Source organism: Marivivens sp. ABH4_498 (assembly GCF_056160585.1).
Genome location: NZ_JBSWXL010000001.1, coordinates 19,167 through 33,789, shown reverse-complemented (window position 1 = coordinate 33,789; position 14,623 = coordinate 19,167). Strand labels below are relative to the sequence as shown.

At 55.3% G+C, this 14,623-nt stretch carries 15 protein-coding genes; 12 read left to right on the top strand and 3 right to left on the bottom strand.

What is annotated here, in order from left to right; all coding sequences use genetic code 11:
- Nucleotides 1–11: 11 nt before the first annotated feature.
- The 11 genes from ACXAGA_RS00165 (at nucleotide 12) to ACXAGA_RS00115 (ending at nucleotide 8,988) form a co-directional block, all read left to right on the top strand.
- Nucleotides 12–887 carry a lysophospholipid acyltransferase family protein gene (locus tag ACXAGA_RS00165; protein ID WP_475115507.1) on the top strand — a complete coding sequence of 292 codons (876 nt, stop codon included), beginning with the start codon at nucleotides 12–14 and terminating at the stop codon, nucleotides 885–887.
- A complete protein-coding gene (murI, locus tag ACXAGA_RS00160) occupies nucleotides 887–1,699 on the top strand; it encodes a glutamate racemase (RefSeq protein ID WP_475115506.1) in 813 nt (270 codons plus the stop codon). The genes ACXAGA_RS00165 and murI overlap by 1 nt, the downstream gene beginning before the upstream one ends.
- A 67-nt stretch (nucleotides 1,700–1,766) precedes the next feature.
- A complete protein-coding gene (gene argC, locus ACXAGA_RS00155; RefSeq protein WP_475115505.1) occupies nucleotides 1,767–2,795 on the top strand; it encodes an N-acetyl-gamma-glutamyl-phosphate reductase in 1,029 nt (342 codons plus the stop codon).
- A 5-nt stretch (nucleotides 2,796–2,800) separates the two neighbouring features.
- The gene (gene ccmE / locus ACXAGA_RS00150; RefSeq protein ID WP_475116200.1) at nucleotides 2,801–3,259 is read left to right on the top strand and encodes a cytochrome c maturation protein CcmE; all 459 of its coding nucleotides are present in this window, start codon (nucleotides 2,801–2,803) and stop codon (nucleotides 3,257–3,259) included.
- A gap of 45 nt (nucleotides 3,260–3,304) precedes the next feature.
- Nucleotides 3,305–3,916 carry a holin-associated N-acetylmuramidase gene (locus ACXAGA_RS00145; protein WP_475115504.1) on the top strand — a complete coding sequence of 204 codons (612 nt, stop codon included), beginning with the start codon at nucleotides 3,305–3,307 and terminating at the stop codon, nucleotides 3,914–3,916.
- Nucleotides 3,907–4,449, top strand: a complete 543-nt coding sequence (locus ACXAGA_RS00140) for a holin family protein (RefSeq protein WP_475115503.1) — start codon at nucleotides 3,907–3,909, stop codon at nucleotides 4,447–4,449. The genes ACXAGA_RS00145 and ACXAGA_RS00140 overlap by 10 nt, the downstream gene beginning before the upstream one ends.
- A complete protein-coding gene (locus ACXAGA_RS00135) occupies nucleotides 4,439–4,642 on the top strand; it encodes a pseudouridine synthase (protein ID WP_475115502.1) in 204 nt (67 codons plus the stop codon). Before ACXAGA_RS00140 ends, ACXAGA_RS00135 begins: the two co-directional genes overlap by 11 nt.
- Nucleotides 4,643–4,714: 72 nt before the next feature.
- Nucleotides 4,715–6,703 carry a heme lyase CcmF/NrfE family subunit gene (locus ACXAGA_RS00130; protein ID WP_475115501.1) on the top strand — a complete coding sequence of 663 codons (1,989 nt, stop codon included), beginning with the start codon at nucleotides 4,715–4,717 and terminating at the stop codon, nucleotides 6,701–6,703.
- Nucleotides 6,700–7,356 carry a cytochrome c-type biogenesis protein gene (locus ACXAGA_RS00125; RefSeq protein ID WP_475115500.1) on the top strand — a complete coding sequence of 219 codons (657 nt, stop codon included), beginning with the start codon at nucleotides 6,700–6,702 and terminating at the stop codon, nucleotides 7,354–7,356. The genes ACXAGA_RS00130 and ACXAGA_RS00125 overlap by 4 nt, the downstream gene beginning before the upstream one ends.
- Before the next feature lie 66 nt (nucleotides 7,357–7,422).
- Entirely contained in the window at nucleotides 7,423–8,199 is a 777-nt protein-coding gene (locus ACXAGA_RS00120; RefSeq protein ID WP_475115499.1) for an enoyl-CoA hydratase-related protein, read from the top strand.
- 72 nt (nucleotides 8,200–8,271) lie between these two features.
- Complete coding sequence (locus tag ACXAGA_RS00115; protein WP_475115498.1) at nucleotides 8,272–8,988, top strand: hypothetical protein; 717 nt, start codon at nucleotides 8,272–8,274, stop codon at nucleotides 8,986–8,988.
- A gap of 34 nt (nucleotides 8,989–9,022) precedes the next feature.
- Here the strand turns inward: ACXAGA_RS00115 and gltA are convergent, their stop codons facing one another.
- Nucleotides 9,023–10,318, bottom strand: a complete 1,296-nt coding sequence (gltA, locus tag ACXAGA_RS00110) for a citrate synthase (RefSeq protein ID WP_475115497.1) — start codon at nucleotides 10,316–10,318, stop codon at nucleotides 9,023–9,025.
- A 93-nt stretch (nucleotides 10,319–10,411) separates the two neighbouring features.
- On the bottom strand, nucleotides 10,412–11,815 hold the full coding sequence (gene gltX / locus ACXAGA_RS00105; RefSeq protein ID WP_475115496.1) for a glutamate--tRNA ligase: 1,404 nt from the start codon (nucleotides 11,813–11,815) through the stop codon (nucleotides 10,412–10,414).
- Nucleotides 11,816–11,886: 71 nt separating this feature from the next.
- Here gltX and ACXAGA_RS00100 point away from each other — a divergent pair, with 71 nt between their 5' ends.
- Nucleotides 11,887–13,923, top strand: coding sequence for a ComEC/Rec2 family competence protein (locus ACXAGA_RS00100; protein ID WP_475115495.1), 2,037 nt, complete (start codon nucleotides 11,887–11,889; stop codon nucleotides 13,921–13,923).
- Here the strand turns inward: ACXAGA_RS00100 and lexA are convergent.
- On the bottom strand, nucleotides 13,917–14,606 hold the full coding sequence (lexA, locus tag ACXAGA_RS00095; protein WP_475115494.1) for a transcriptional repressor LexA: 690 nt from the start codon (nucleotides 14,604–14,606) through the stop codon (nucleotides 13,917–13,919). The genes ACXAGA_RS00100 and lexA overlap by 7 nt on opposite strands.
- Between the last annotated feature and the right edge of the window lie 17 nt (nucleotides 14,607–14,623).

Below are 14,623 nucleotides of genomic sequence, written 5' to 3'. Positions count from 1 at the left end.
AAGGGTTTGAAATGCGACATGTCGCCAAAGATATCAGTTACGCCTCTGCGATGTCGTCCAAAGGGGGGCGTGCCGTCGTTCGTATTATGGAGAACGCGACCGGTCGCCTTCGATTGATCCGGCGCGCCAAAGGATATGATGCCGAAGTCGCACAGGGCCGCGATTTTTGGCAGGTCATGGCCGAACGGTATCATCTGGATGTAGATGTCTTTCGCGGCGATCTGGCGAATATTCCCAGCACAGGGCCGTTGGTTGTGGTGGCAAATCATCCGTTTGGCATTCTGGACGGATTGATGATGGGGCGCATTTTGTCCGAACGGCGCGGCGGTGATTTCAAAGTCATGGCGCATCAGGTGTTTCGTCGTGCCGAAGATTTGGAACGGGTCATTCTGCCAATCCATTTCGACGAAACCAAAGAGGCTATGCGCGCGAATTTGCAAACCCGCGCTGCGGCGGTCGAATACGTCAAATCAGGCGGCTGTGTTGGTATTTTTCCCGGGGGAACGGTTTCAACAGCCGTCAGCACCTTTGCCCGTCCGCTAGATCCGATGTGGCGGAATTTTACAGCGAAAATGGTTGCCAAATCGGGGGCGACGGTCGTGCCCATCTATTTCGACGGGCATAACAGCCGATTGTTCCAGATGGCCAGCCGCATGAATTACACGTTGCGCATGGGGATGCTGATCCGTGAATTCAAAGCGCGGGTCGGTTCCAAGGTTAAAATCGCTGTCGGTGAACCGATTTCGCCCGACGTTTTGGCGCAATTCCGTTCAGACCCCAAAGCGATGATGGATTTCCTGCGCAAAGCAACGTATGACCTAAGCCCAAGGCCTGTTTCAACAAATACGACAGGCTTCGAATTTGAGGCCAAATACAGGAAACGCTAATGGCGGTCGGGGTTTTTGATAGCGGTTTGGGTGGATTGACGGTTCTGGATGCATGCCAGAAACGCCTGCCTGACGTTCCCTTTGTTTATTTCGGTGATAACGCGCATGCGCCATATGGCGTGCGCGATGCCGAAGATATTTATAACCTCACCACCGCAGCGGTTGAACGTATGTGGGCCGAAGGCTGTGATCTGGTGATCATCGCCTGTAACACCGCCTCTGCAGCCGCGCTGCGCCGTATGCAAGAAAGCTGGGTGCCGAAAAACAAACGCGTGCTGGGTGTGTTCGTTCCCCTGATCGAGGCCCTGACCGAGCGCCAGTGGGGCGATAATTCGCCGCCCCGCGAGGTCGAGGTGAAACACGTGGCCCTATTCGCGACCCCTGCGACCGTGCGCAGCCGCGCGTTCCAGCGCGAACTGGCGTTCCGCGCCATCGGTGTCGACGTCGAAGCGCAAGCCTGCGGCGGTGTTGTGGACGCGATCGAAGATGGCGACATGATCCTAGCCGAAGCTTTGGTGCGCAGCCACGTTGACGCATTGATGCGCAAGATGCCCGAACCAGATGCTGCGATCCTTGGGTGCACCCATTATCCGATTATGGAAAAAGAATTCCAAAGCGCGCTTGGCCCTGATGTCAAAGTGTTCTCTCAGGCCAATCTGGTTGCTGCCAGCCTAGAGGATTACCTGAAACGCCGCCCTGAAATGTTGGGCGCGGGCACGGAAACCAAATATCTGACGACGGGTAACCCATCCAAAGTGTCGGATCGTGCGACCCAATTCTTGCGACGTTCTGTCGAATTCGTCGCAGCCTAAAGTGGCATTGCAGCGGTTGCGCTGCTTTGCCAGACTTCCTATCTCATCTCCTAAGTAGGAGCCTATCATGACTTATAACGTCGCTATCCTAGGCGCGTCAGGATATACTGGCGCAGAACTGGTTCGCATCATTGCGACCCATCCATCCATGCGTGTTGCGGCCCTGTCGGCTGATCGCAAGGCTGGTATGGAAATGTCGGACGTCTATCCGCATTTGCGCCATCTGGACCTGCCGAAACTATGCACGATCGAAGAAATCGATTTCGATCAGATCGATCTGGCGTTTGCTGCGCTGCCTCATGGCCTAAGCCAAGCGTTGGTGCGTGATCTGCCTGCGAACGTCAAAGTCGTTGATCTGGGCGCGGATTTCCGTCTGCGTGATCCAAAAAAATATGAATTCTGGTATGGCGCCGAACACGTTGCCCCAGAACTGCAGAAAGAGGCTGTTTACGGCCTGACCGAATTCTACCGTGAAGATATCAAAAACGCGCGTCTGGTGGCCGGTACGGGCTGTAACGCGGCGACTGTTCAGTTTGCGCTGCGTCCGTTGATTGCGGGCGGGTTGATCGATCTGGATGATATTATTTGTGACCTGAAAAATGGCCTGTCCGGTGCTGGCCGCAGCGTCAAAGAAAACATGCTGTTCACCGAACGCGCCACAAACGTCGAAGGCTACGCACAGGGCGGTAAACACCGCCATTTGGGTGAATTCGATCAGGAATTCAGCGCGATTGCGGGCCGTCCCGTGGAAATCATGTTCACGCCGCATCTGGTGCCTGCCAGCCGCGGTATTCTGGCATCGTGCTACGTCAAAGGCGACGCCGCTGCGATCCACGCAGCCCTAGAGTCACAGTACAAAGACGAGCCATTCATCGTCGTGCTGCCATTCGGCAAAGCGCCAGGCATGGGCCATGTCACGGGATCGAATTTCTGTCACATCGGCGTGGTCGGCGACCGTAAAACTGGCCGCGCTTTGGTCGTATCAACCCTAGACAACCTGAACAAAGGATCGTCGGGTCAGGCCGTACAGAACGCCAACCTTATGTTGGGTCTGCCTGAAACCGAAGGCCTGATGCTATCACCGGTGTTCCCATGAGCGGTTTGAAGAGCCTGAAAAAGAAACGTCGTATCCAGATTATCATCATCACTTTGGTGGCGGTTGTTTTGGCGGGTGGATTGATCGGGTTCGGATTCCGTGACGGGATCAATTTTTACCGTGACCCTTCGGATGTGATCGCAGAACCGCCCCAACCAACGGAAACGTTTCGTTTGGGCGGTTTGGTGGTCGAAGGCACTTTGATCCGCGGCGAAAGCGAAGAAATCACCTTTAGCGTATCGGACGGTGCCGAGGTCATTCCAGTAACCTACACGGGCATCTTGCCGGATCTGTTTGGCGAAAATCAGGGCATGATCGGTACGGGTAAATACATCAATGGTGTATTCGAAGCCTCTGAAATCCTTGCTAAACATGACGAAGAGTACATGCCCAAAGAGGTCATGGACAGCCTGAAGGAAACAGGCGTTTACGTTGATCCGAACGCTGCTGAGGCGTCGAATTAACAAACCACTGCCAGTCTGGTCCCGAGCAGAATTCGGGGCCAAGACATGCAGACAATCCAATCCATTGCACAAGACATCGTCGCCCGTGAGGGTGGGTATGTAAACGATCCCGCCGATCCGGGCGGGCCAACCAAATATGGCGTCACGCTGGGAACGCTACGGCGATTGGGCCGTGATAAAAATGTTGACGGCCAGATTGATGACCGCGACGTTCGGGCGTTGAACCGCCAAGATGCGATCGACATTTTTATCGAACATTATTTCGAAAGACCAATGATCCGCGATTTGCCCGAACCGATGTGGGCGACCGTGTTCGATATGTATGTGAACGCAGGGTCGAACGCGATTGTGATCCTGCAACGATTGCTATGCGATATGCGGATCGCCGTTACGGTCGATGGCGTTTTAGGGCCGCAAACGATTGCCGCCACCCATCGCGCCTATGATGCTGCGCCGTCGCATCTGGTCGATGCCTATGGGATCGCGCGGCGCAATTATTACTACGGTCTGGGGGATTCTCGGCCTAGCCTGCGCAAATTTGCCCGTCGCCGTGACGGAGGCAAAGGGGGCTGGATTACCCGCGCAGAAAGCTTCATCTCGGCCAAATATCATCTTAGCGATGACGCTCATCAGGCGCGGGTGGCGACATGGGGCTGATCAATCAAATCGCAGTTTTGTTATTCGGCGAAGGCCGCAACGTGGTCACAGAAACCATGGGTGCCTTTGTTGAAAATGCCGAAAACGCAGCAACGCGAGAAGCGGATGGCAAAAGCCGTGCGTTGCAGCAATACGCGGCAGAATTCGGAGGAACCAACAAGGGAGCGTTCGACCGGGTGATAGACGGAGCCAACCGTCTGCCCCGTCCCTTGTTGGCCTTTGGGACGTTGGGATTGTTCGTCATGGCGATGGTCGATCCGATTTGGTTCGCAGCGCGGATGCAGGGGATTGCGTTGGTGCCGGAACCGTTATGGTGGCTGATGGGCGCGATCGTGTCGTTCTATTTTGGCGCACGTCATCAGGCCAAAGCGCATGAATTCCAACAATCGGTTGCAAACACGGCTGCACAAGCGGTCGAAGTAACGCAGCGCGTTCGCGCAATCGAGGCATTGGGGGCAGGGGCGGCGTTGACCGCTCCGACCGCAAACGACAATCCCGCATTAGACGCATGGAGGCAGGAACATGACGGATGAATGGGCGCAGCAAATCGACAGGCGTCTATCGCAGTTAGAAACGCGCCATGCCGTCGAACAGGTCGTGCGTAGCACAGTCGAAACGCGGCTTCATGCGATTGAAGACATGCTAAAATGGTTGGTGCGCCTGGTTTTGGGCGCGTTGATTATGGCCGTGACTGGCTATGCCATCGCAGGCGGTTTTTCCGTATAGGTGCGTCAATCCGACTATGGTTCTAACCGGCTTTTGATTTGGCCTCGGGCGCTGATCGGTTAGAACAGGGGCATGATTACTGAACTCGGACACTTCGCGCTGATTCTGGCGTTCGGCATTGCGCTGATCCAGATGATTATCCCCATGATTGGGGCCCACAAAGGTTGGACAAACTGGATGGCCGTCGCGGACCCCGCGGCGACATCGCAATTTATACTGGTGGCCTTCAGTTTTGCCGCACTTACATATGCGTTTGTGACGTCAGATTTTTCGGTGCTTTTGGTGCTGGAAAATTCGAACAGCGCGAAACCGATGCTTTACAAAGTGTCGGGCGTCTGGGGTAACCACGAAGGGTCGATGCTGTTGTGGCTGTTGATCCTGACGCTATTCGGCGCCTGTGCCAGCTGGTTTGGCGGGTATCTGCCCCAAACGCTAAAGGCGCGCGTTTTGGCCGTACAATCAGCGGTATCCGTGGCGTTTTTCGCGTTTATCCTGTTCACGTCAAACCCGTTTATCCGCATCGAAAACCCGCCGTTTGACGGGTATGACCTGAACCCGCTGCTGCAAGACCCCGGTTTGGCGTTTCACCCGCCGTTCCTGTATCTGGGCTATGTTGGGTTATCGATGGCGTTTTCCTTTGCCGTCGCTGCCCTGATCGAAGGCCGCGTGGACGCAGCTTGGGCGCGCTGGGTGCGTCCGTGGACCTTGGCCGCGTGGATGTTCCTGACCGTAGGGATCGGGCTTGGGTCGTGGTGGGCGTACTACGAACTGGGCTGGGGTGGCTTTTGGTTCTGGGATCCGGTCGAAAACGCATCGCTGATGCCGTGGTTGTTGGCGGCCGCGCTGTTGCATTCGGCTGTTGTTACGGAAAAACGCGAAAGCCTGAAAAGCTGGACCATTCTGTTGGCCATTCTGGCGTTTGGGTTTTCGCTGTTGGGGACGTTCCTTGTGCGTTCGGGCGTCATTACGTCTGTCCACGCGTTTGCCAACGATCCTGAACGCGGTGTCTTTATCCTTGCGATCCTTGTGTTCTTTGTCGGAGGGGCGCTAACGCTATTCGCGGCGCGGGCAAATGCGCTAGAGGCAAAAGGCGTATTTTCCACCATCAGCCGCGAAAGCGCATTGGTCGCCAACAACGTGCTGCTGGCTGTGTCGGCATTCGTTGTGTTTATCGGCACGATTTGGCCACTGGTCGCTGAAATGACGATGGGGCGCACGCTGTCCGTCGGTGCGCCGTTCTTTAACCAAGCCTTCACGCCATTCTTTGTCGGATTGGCCCTGATTTTGCCGCCGGGCGCTATGCTGGCATGGAAACGGGGAACGGTGGGTCGAGTCCTGAAATCGCTTTGGGCTGCGGGTCTATTGGCCGTTGCTTTGGCGTTGCTGGCTTTTGCATTGCAAACGGGTCGTTCTGCGTTGGGGCCGATCGGTGTTTTGCTGGGGGCTTGGGTCGTGTTTGGCGCAATGGTTGATCTGTGGATGCGCGCAGGCCGTGCATCGATCGTTGACCGTTTGTCGCGTATTCGCCGCCTGCCGCGTGCTGATTGGGGAAAATTCACGGCGCACAGTGGTTTGGGTATCGTGATGTTTGCGATTGCCACTATGCTGGCTTGGCAGACCGAAGATATCCGTACTGTGGACATCGGCGGGTCCTATGAATTGGGCGCCTATGAATTCACGTTGGAAAACGTTGAAACATTGGAATTCGACCCGACCCAAGGCCGCAACTATATCGCGCAGCATGGCACGATTGCGGTGTCTAAAAATGGTCAATTTATCGCAACGCTTCACCCTGAAAAACGCAACTATCCGGTCGCCGGAATGCCAACAACCGAAGCCGGCATCGATAACGGGTTTTGGCGCGATATCTATGTGGTCTTAGGCGATCAGCAGGATAGCGGAGCCTGGGCTGTACGCAGCTATGTCAAACCCTTTGCCAATTGGATTTGGGGTGGGTCGATCCTGATGGCGATTGGCGGCCTGTTGTCGCTGACGGATCGCCGCATGCGGGTTGCTGCCGGCGCGCGGAAAAAACCGACAGGGGCGGTGCCAGCAGAATGAAACATGTCTTAATCGCCCTATTCCTAATATTCGCAGGCAGCGCCCAAGCGGTCCAGCCTGATGAAATTTTGGAAAATTCATTACTGGAAAGCACCGCGCGCGACATTTCGCAGGGGCTGCGGTGTCCGGTTTGCCAAAATGAAAACATTGACGATTCCAATGCTCCGATCAGCCGTGATTTGCGAATTTTGGTTCGTGATTTGTTGCTGGTCGGCTATTTGGATGCATTGATCGCCGAGATTAATACCCCCGCGATGGACCCCACAATTGCCACAGCGCAGCGGGATATTATGGCGTCGTTGGATGTGGCAAACGATGATTTTTTGATTGATGAGCCCTATATCCAACGGTTTCTTGACGCCGCTGATAATGCGGGACTGGATATCGGCGCGTTGATCGAACGTGCCGACGATCGTTTCGTATCGGCCAATCCGAAACAAAGCGTCATTGACTACGTCGTTGATAAATACGGTGAATATGTTTTGCTCAGACCGCAGGCGGATGGCGCAAATATCATCCTTTGGATCGCACCGATTGCGGTTTTAATCTTGGCCATGATGTTCGGGGCCTTGGCCATTCGCCGCAAACCCGAACCACAGTCTGGATTGACCGACGCAGAGAAGGCCCGTCTGGACGAAATTTTGAAATCGTGACGCTGGGTTTCGCTTTTTAATCGGTCGGCGTTTAGTAACCTTTGCCCAAAGCGAAGAGGAGCGCCAATGGATTACGCAGCCATTAAATTGGAAATTTCGGACGATGTCGCAGTGATTACGCTGAATCGTCCGGACAAAATGAATGCGCTGAATTCGCAGATGCGTGCGGAAATCACTCATGCGATCAAAGACGCGCAAACCCGTTCGCGGGTCATCGTTTTGACGGGGGCAGGACCCGCGTTTTGTTCCGGTCAGGATTTGGGCGACGGCGGTAATGCTGCAAATCTGGATCTGGCCCGCGTTTTGCGCGACGAATACGTGCCGATGCTGAATGCGATGTATGATTGCCCTGTGCCGGTGATCTCTGCGGTGAATGGTCCGGCTGTTGGGGCAGGGGCGAACCTTGCTTTGGGGGCGGATGTGGTGATTGCGACCGAAAGCAGCTATTTCATGCAGGCCTTTGCCAATATCGGGTTGATCCCTGATGCCGGCGGAACATGGTTTTTGCCGCGTCAGATCGGTCTGGCCAAAGCCATGGGTGCCGCGCTGTTTGCCGACAAAATCCCTGCACGCAAGGCTGCGGATTGGGGCATGATCTACGAGTCTATTCCAGACGAAGGGTTTGACGCCTATTGGCGCACCCGCGCGGCGCAACTGGCCCAAGGTCCAACCGAAACATATCTGTATATCAAACAAGCATTGCGGGCGTCGCAGGGAAACAGTTTGAACGACCAATTGGACCTAGAGGCAAAGCTACAGGGCAAATGTGGTCGCACCCGTGATTTCCGCGAAGGCGTCATGGCATTTCTGGAAAAACGCAAACCGCAGTTCGAAGGCCGGTAAGGTTTTCCTGTAGTGACGGACTGTACGGCGGCAGGCATCCTGTCGCCGTATTTGTTTCCGAGTGTTTATTCTATGTCCGAGGTAACCCGCGAAGAGCTGGTTCATTCGTATTTCCGTGTCCGGCAGTCGCTGGGATATTTGGGTATCCTGCTGCCTGTGTTTTTGATCGTTGGCGGTCTGTTACCCCTGCGCCATATCGAACCCTCAATTTCTGATTATTATCATACGGTTCTACGTGATGTGTTTGTTGGCATCATGTGCGCGGTCGCGTTTTTCCTCATCACACATGGTGGTGGCGCGGTTCGGACGTCTCCGGATGATTTCGTCTATCGAATCGCTGGGTTTGCAGCCGTCGGGATCGCAATGTTCCCAAACGAAGGCCCGCAGGCGGCTGGTTTTTCGACGTTATTGCAAATTATTCTGGGCAAAGATGTCGCCACCACCGGCCACTATCTGTCGGCGATCATCTTTTTCGTCAGCCTTGCCTATATGTGCATCATTAAATTCCCGCGGTTTTGCGACCCGTTACGGGGGCGGATTTATCGGATGTGCGGGGGGACAATTGTCGTGATGACGGTTCTGATTATCGCAGCGTCCACGGTCAAGGTCCATGGATCAGGCACAGCGCAGCGCATGGTGATGGACCTGCGCATTGTCCTATGGTTCGAATCTATTGCGATATGGGCGTTTTGTGCTGCGTGGCTGATGAAAGGGCGCGACGAATTGGGGCTAGAGCCGCGTCCGTGGTGGCCAAAATCCACAGTGCAGATTTCCGCGCCCGCAGAATGAAAAGGCCGCCCGATTGGGGCGGCCTTTTGTAGTATTAGCGTTCGTCGACAGGGACGTAGTCGCGGGCGGCTTCGCCTTTGTACAACTGACGAGGACGGCCGATTTTCATGCCTGGGTCGCCCAGCTGTTCTTTCCACTGGCTGACCCAGCCAACGGTACGCGACAGCGCAAAGATCGGAGTGAACATCGAGGTTGGGAAACCCATCGCCTCTAGGATGATGCCCGAATAGAAATCGACGTTCGGGAACAGTTTCTTCTCTGCGAAATATGGATCGGACAGAGCCTGTTTTTCCAGTTCCTTCGCAACCTGCAGGATTGGGTTATCTTCGACGCCCAGCAGATCCAGAACTTCGTCAGCGGACTGTTTCATCACAGTCGCGCGTGGGTCAAAGTTTTTGTAAACGCGGTGGCCAAAGCCCATCAGACGGAACGGATCGTTCTTGTCTTTTGCACGAGCGATGAATTCTGGAATGCGGTCTACAGAACCGATTTCTTTCAGCATTTCCAGACACGCTTGGTTTGCGCCGCCGTGTGCAGGGCCCCACAGACAGGCGATGCCTGCTGCGATACATGCGAACGGGTTTGCGCCCGACGACGATGCCAGACGCACGGTCGATGTCGATGCGTTCTGTTCGTGGTCTGCGTGCAGGGTGAAAATGCGGTCCATTGCGCGCGACAGGATCGGATCGACTTTGTATTCCTCGGCAGGAACGGCAAAGCACATGTGCAAGAAGTTTGCAGCGTAATCCAGATCGTTGCGTGGGTACACGAACGGCTGGCCGATCGAATATTTATACGCCATCGCAGCGATGGTTGGCATTTTCGCGATCAGGCGGTGCGACGCGATTTCGCGCTGACGTGGGTCAGTGATATCGGTCGAATCGTGGTAGAACGCGGACATTGCGCCAACAACACCAACCATGGTTGCCATTGGGTGTGCGTCACGGCGGAAACCACGGAAGAACCCATGCATTTGTTCATGGATCATGGTGTGCATGGTGATGGTTTTTTCGAACTTTTCGAGTTCGGTTTTCGACGGCAGGTTGCCGTACAGCAGCAGGTAGCAAACTTCTAGATAGTGCGAGTCGCCAGCCAGCTGGTCGATTGGGTAACCGCGGTGCAGCAGTTCGCCTTTGTCGCCATCAATATAGGTGATGGTGGAATCACAGGCCGCAGTCGAGGTGAAGCCAGGGTCGTAAGTGAATACGCCAGCCTGACCATACAGTTTGCGGATGTCGATGACGTCCGGGCCAACGGTAGGCGAATGAATCGGTAGTTCATACGACTGCCCGTCGATGGTCAGCGTAGCGGTTTTTTGTGTATCGGCCATTTAAAATCCCCTGTTAGAGTCCCGCGGGGCGCGCTACGCCCCTTCGGGATGGTCCTGAATTCCGTCCTATAACGACCGATTGTAACAGTCGGTTTAGGCGGCTGCGTCTTGTAGTCGGGAAATGGTTTCATCTTTCCCTAGGACAAGCATCATATCGAAAACGCTTGGGGTTACCGACCGACCTGCCAGCGCCGCACGAAGCGGTCCTGCGAGTTTACCCAGCTTGGTATCATGGGCTTCTGCGGTGGCTGCGACAATCCCCTCTAGCGCGTCACGGTCCCAGCTAGCATTTTGCAACTGCGGCGTCAATTCGTTCAGTATACCACGGGATACAATATCCAAATTTTTTGCCGATTTCTCATCTGGGGTAATCGGGCGATCCGTTAGGATAAAGTGCGCTTTCTCAATGAGTTCTGGGAAAGTTTTCGCACGTTCCTTTAGGCAATACATGCCCCGCGCCATAGCGTCGCGCTGTGCATCCGTAAGTGGTTTTGCGTCCGTTGCAGCCAAAAATGCCTCTAGTTCTTGCAGCAGCGCAGCGTCATCCATTGCCGCGATATGCTGACCGCACAAGTTTTCGAGCTTTTTGAAATCAAAACGAGATGGCGATTTGCCACAGCCATCGAAATCGAACCATTCCATCGCTTGCGCGTCGGTAAAGAATTCGTCGTCGCCATGGCTCCAACCCAGACGCGCAAGGTAATTACGCATGCCAGCCGCCGGATAGCCCATCATCTGATATTCTTCGACGCCGGTCGCGCCGTGGCGTTTCGACAGTTTTTTGCCGTCGGGGCCGAAAATCAGCGGGATATGCGCATAAACGGGCAGGGGCCATTCCATCGCGCGGTAAACCAGCATTTGGCGCGCCGCGTTGTTCAAATGGTCGTCGCCGCGGATAACGTGGGTCACGCCCATATCATAATCGTCCACAACAACGGCCAACATATAGGTGGGCGTGCCGTCCGAACGCAGAACGATCATATCGTCCAGCTGGTTGTTTTTGATGGTGACTTTGCCTTGTACCTGATCGTCGATCACGGTTTCGCCGTCCAATGGCGCCTTAACGCGGATCACGAATGGGGCATCGGGGTGCGTTTCTGGGTCGGCATCACGCCACGGGCTGCGGAACAGGGTGGATTTGCCTTCGGCCTTGGCCGCATCGCGGAACGCCTGAATTTCGTCTTGGGTGCTGAAACATTTATAGGCATCGCCTTTTGCCAGCATGTCCATCGCAACCTCGCGGTGGCGATCGGCGCGGGCGAATTGGCTGATCGCTTCGCCGTCGTAATCCAGACCCAGCCAGTCCATGCCTTTCAGGATTGCGTCGGTTGCCTCTGGCGTGGACCGTTCGCGGTCTGTGTCTTCGATCCGCAACAGGAATTTGCCGCCGCGGGCGCGGGCATACAGCCAGCTGAACAGGGCCGTGCGGGCGGTACCAATGTGCATATAGCCAGTCGGAGACGGAGCAATGCGGGTGACAACGGGCGTATTGGACATGGGTAAATTAACCTTTCGCTAACCATGGTCGGCTCAAAAAGGGGGATATAGGCGGAACAAGGACAGGACAAGTGCGACTAGCATTGCTGTTGGCACAACATTGGGCAGCGCAGCGCGGCCATTTGTCGGTCTGGGTTCCCGTTTGCATCGGCGCAGGCGCTGTGTGGTATTTCGCCATGGGGGCGGAACCGTCTGTTCGCGCACTGGCCGTTGGGATGGCGGTAATGATTATCTGCGCGATTATCGGGCTATGGTTTCGAACGATTGGACCGCTGTTTTTGGCTGTGTCCTTTGTTTTGCTGGGCATCGGACTGTCCACACTGCGTGCGAACTATGTCGCAGAACCGCAGCTGACGTTTCGATATTACGGCCCCATCGAAGGTAGCATCAAACACATCGATCGGTCGCAATCAGGCGCGATACGATTGACGCTATCCGATGTGCGTCTGGAATGGATGGACCCCGATCGCACGCCGCGTTTGGTCCGTGTTTCGGTCCATGGCGATATTTACCCCGACGTGCCGCAAATCGGAATGCGGATTATGATGACTGGCCATCTGTCGCCGCCCTCTGGTCCGGTAGAGCCGGGGGGATATGATTTTCAAAGGGCGGCGTGGTTTTCGGGCCTAGGTGCGGTTGGGTACACGCGGACTCCGGTTTTATTGGCGGGGTCGTATGGCGATGTGCCTATGATGCCACGTCTGCGGCAATCTATTCAGCGCAGCGTTTTGGAAAAAATGCCCGAGAAAACCGCAGGGTTCGCCGCGACCATCCTGACAGGCGACCGCAGTGTGATTGATGCACAGGTCATGGCGCAATTGCGGGCCACCAACCTTGCGCATCTTTTGGCGATCTCTGGGCTACATATGGGGCTTTTGACAGGGTTTGTTTTTACGTGCTTGCGCGTGGGGGCTGCGTTGTTTCCCAGCGTGGCCATGCGGTATCCCGTCAAAAAAATCGCAGCGGCCTGCGCGATTGGCGCAGGGGCGGCTTACCTTGCGATGTCGGGGGCTGCAGTGGCGACGGAACGCGCGTTTATCATGGTCGCGGTGATGTTTGCGGCTGTCATTCTAGATCGGCGGGCCGTTACTTTGCGATCTGTCGCGATGGCCGCAACCTGCATATTGATCATCGAACCCGAAGAAGTCGTGGGTCCAGGGTTTCAGATGTCTTTTGCGGCGACGACCGCTTTGGTCGCGGCATTTTCAGCAATCCGAGGGATCGGGATCGAATACCCTAAATGGGTGCGGGCTGCATTTGGTTTGTTTTTTTCATCCTTTATCGCGGGGTTGGCCACCGCGCCGTTTGGCGCCGCGCATTTTAACCAAATTTCGCATTATGGCCTGATCGCAAATCTTTTGGCGGTGCCGGTGATGGGCATGATCGTTATGCCGGGGGCTGTTATTGCGGCCTGCCTCGCGCCGATTGGTTTGGGCGAATTAGGTTTGATTGTGATGGATATTGGGCTGCGATGGATATTGTTCGTGGCCCAAATGGTGGCGTCATGGGACGGCGCAGTGGGGCACATTGTTTCGCCAGCGCCATATGTCCTAGGCTTGATCACCATCGGCGGTTTGATTTTGGCAGCATGGCGCGGGGCCGGTCGGTTTGCCGGCGTCCCAGTTTTGGTGCTGGCGTTTTATCTGTGGTCGCAGACAGAAAGGCCAGCGATCCTGATCGCAGATAGTGGCGCAGTGTTTGGTGTAATGACTGACGAAGGCCGTTCCGTGACCAAAGAACGCGGCGATGGTTTTGCAGTGCAAAGCTGGCTGGAAAACGATGGAGATGCCGCGTCTCAGGCTGTTGCCTTCGCCCGCAAAGGTTGGCGCGTGAACGAACGGATTTTTCAAACGCAGGTGGCGGATCGAACGTTGCTGCTTGCCAGTGGTAAAACGGCATTGGGGCGCATTCAGGGATGTGACGACGCGGATATTTTAGTTACGAACCAATCCGATGATATCGAACGACCTTGCACCGTCTATGATATCGACCTGTTGAGACAGGTTGGGGCAGTCGCGATCCATCAAAACGGCACCATCGTTACCGCCCGTGATGTGACAGGGGCCCGCCTGTGGAATGGCGGGGCCTTGCCTTATCTTCATCAATAACTGCGGATTAGCCCGACCAGTCGGCCCTGCACCTTGACCTGATGGTCATGTAGGATCCGCGTTTCATAGGCTGGGTTCGCTGCCTCTAGCGCGATCATGCCATTCTGGCGTCGGAATTTTTTCAGCGTTGCTTCGGCGTCTTCGACCAATGCGACGACGATATCCCCATTGTCCGCCGATTTGGTTTCTCGAATGATCACGATATCGCCGTCGTTAATGCCGGCATCGATCATCGAATCCCCTTTGACCTCTAGTGCATAGTGTTCGCCAGCACCGATCATGGACTGAGGAACCGCAATGTTATGCGACACTTCCGATATTGCAGCGATCGGAACACCTGCTGCGATACGGCCCATAACAGGCAATTCCAATGCGGCAGAGCCCGTAACAGGTTGCGCGGCTGGTGGCGTGCTATCAGGACGATCACCGTCGATGACGCGCGGTTTGAACCCTGTTTTCGATGCAATCGCATCGGGCAAGCGGGTGATTTCCAACGCACGCGCACGGTGGGCAAGTCGCGTGATGTATCCGCGTTCTTCCAATCCTGTGATCAAACGGTGGATGCCAGATTTGGAACGCAGACCCAATTCTTCTTTCATTTCGTCGAAAGAAGGCGGAACGCCGTCTTGTTGAACCCGTTTGTGAATGAATTCAAGCAGTTGTAGCTGTTTTTTGGTCAGCATATCGGCGTCCTGTTCGG

Bases quoted from the DNA above. Each gene is read 5' to 3' on its own strand.
- ACXAGA_RS00165 (WP_475115507.1), top strand. From the start codon at position 12: ATGCGACATGTCGCCAAAGATATCAGTTACGCCTCTGCGATGTCGTCC.
- murI (WP_475115506.1), top strand. From the start codon at position 887: ATGGCGGTCGGGGTTTTTGATAGCGGTTTGGGTGGATTGACGGTTCTG.
- argC (WP_475115505.1), top strand. From the start codon at position 1,767: ATGACTTATAACGTCGCTATCCTAGGCGCGTCAGGATATACTGGCGCA.
- ACXAGA_RS00145 (WP_475115504.1), top strand. From the start codon at position 3,305: ATGCAGACAATCCAATCCATTGCACAAGACATCGTCGCCCGTGAGGGT.
- ACXAGA_RS00140 (WP_475115503.1), top strand. From the start codon at position 3,907: ATGGGGCTGATCAATCAAATCGCAGTTTTGTTATTCGGCGAAGGCCGC.
- ACXAGA_RS00135 (WP_475115502.1), top strand. From the start codon at position 4,439: ATGACGGATGAATGGGCGCAGCAAATCGACAGGCGTCTATCGCAGTTA.
- ACXAGA_RS00130 (WP_475115501.1), top strand. From the start codon at position 4,715: ATGATTACTGAACTCGGACACTTCGCGCTGATTCTGGCGTTCGGCATT.
- ACXAGA_RS00125 (WP_475115500.1), top strand. From the start codon at position 6,700: ATGAAACATGTCTTAATCGCCCTATTCCTAATATTCGCAGGCAGCGCC.
- ACXAGA_RS00120 (WP_475115499.1), top strand. From the start codon at position 7,423: ATGGATTACGCAGCCATTAAATTGGAAATTTCGGACGATGTCGCAGTG.
- ACXAGA_RS00115 (WP_475115498.1), top strand. From the start codon at position 8,272: ATGTCCGAGGTAACCCGCGAAGAGCTGGTTCATTCGTATTTCCGTGTC.
- gltA (WP_475115497.1), bottom strand. From the start codon at position 10,318: ATGGCCGATACACAAAAAACCGCTACGCTGACCATCGACGGGCAGTCG.
- gltX (WP_475115496.1), bottom strand. From the start codon at position 11,815: ATGTCCAATACGCCCGTTGTCACCCGCATTGCTCCGTCTCCGACTGGC.
- lexA (WP_475115494.1), bottom strand. From the start codon at position 14,606: ATGCTGACCAAAAAACAGCTACAACTGCTTGAATTCATTCACAAACGG.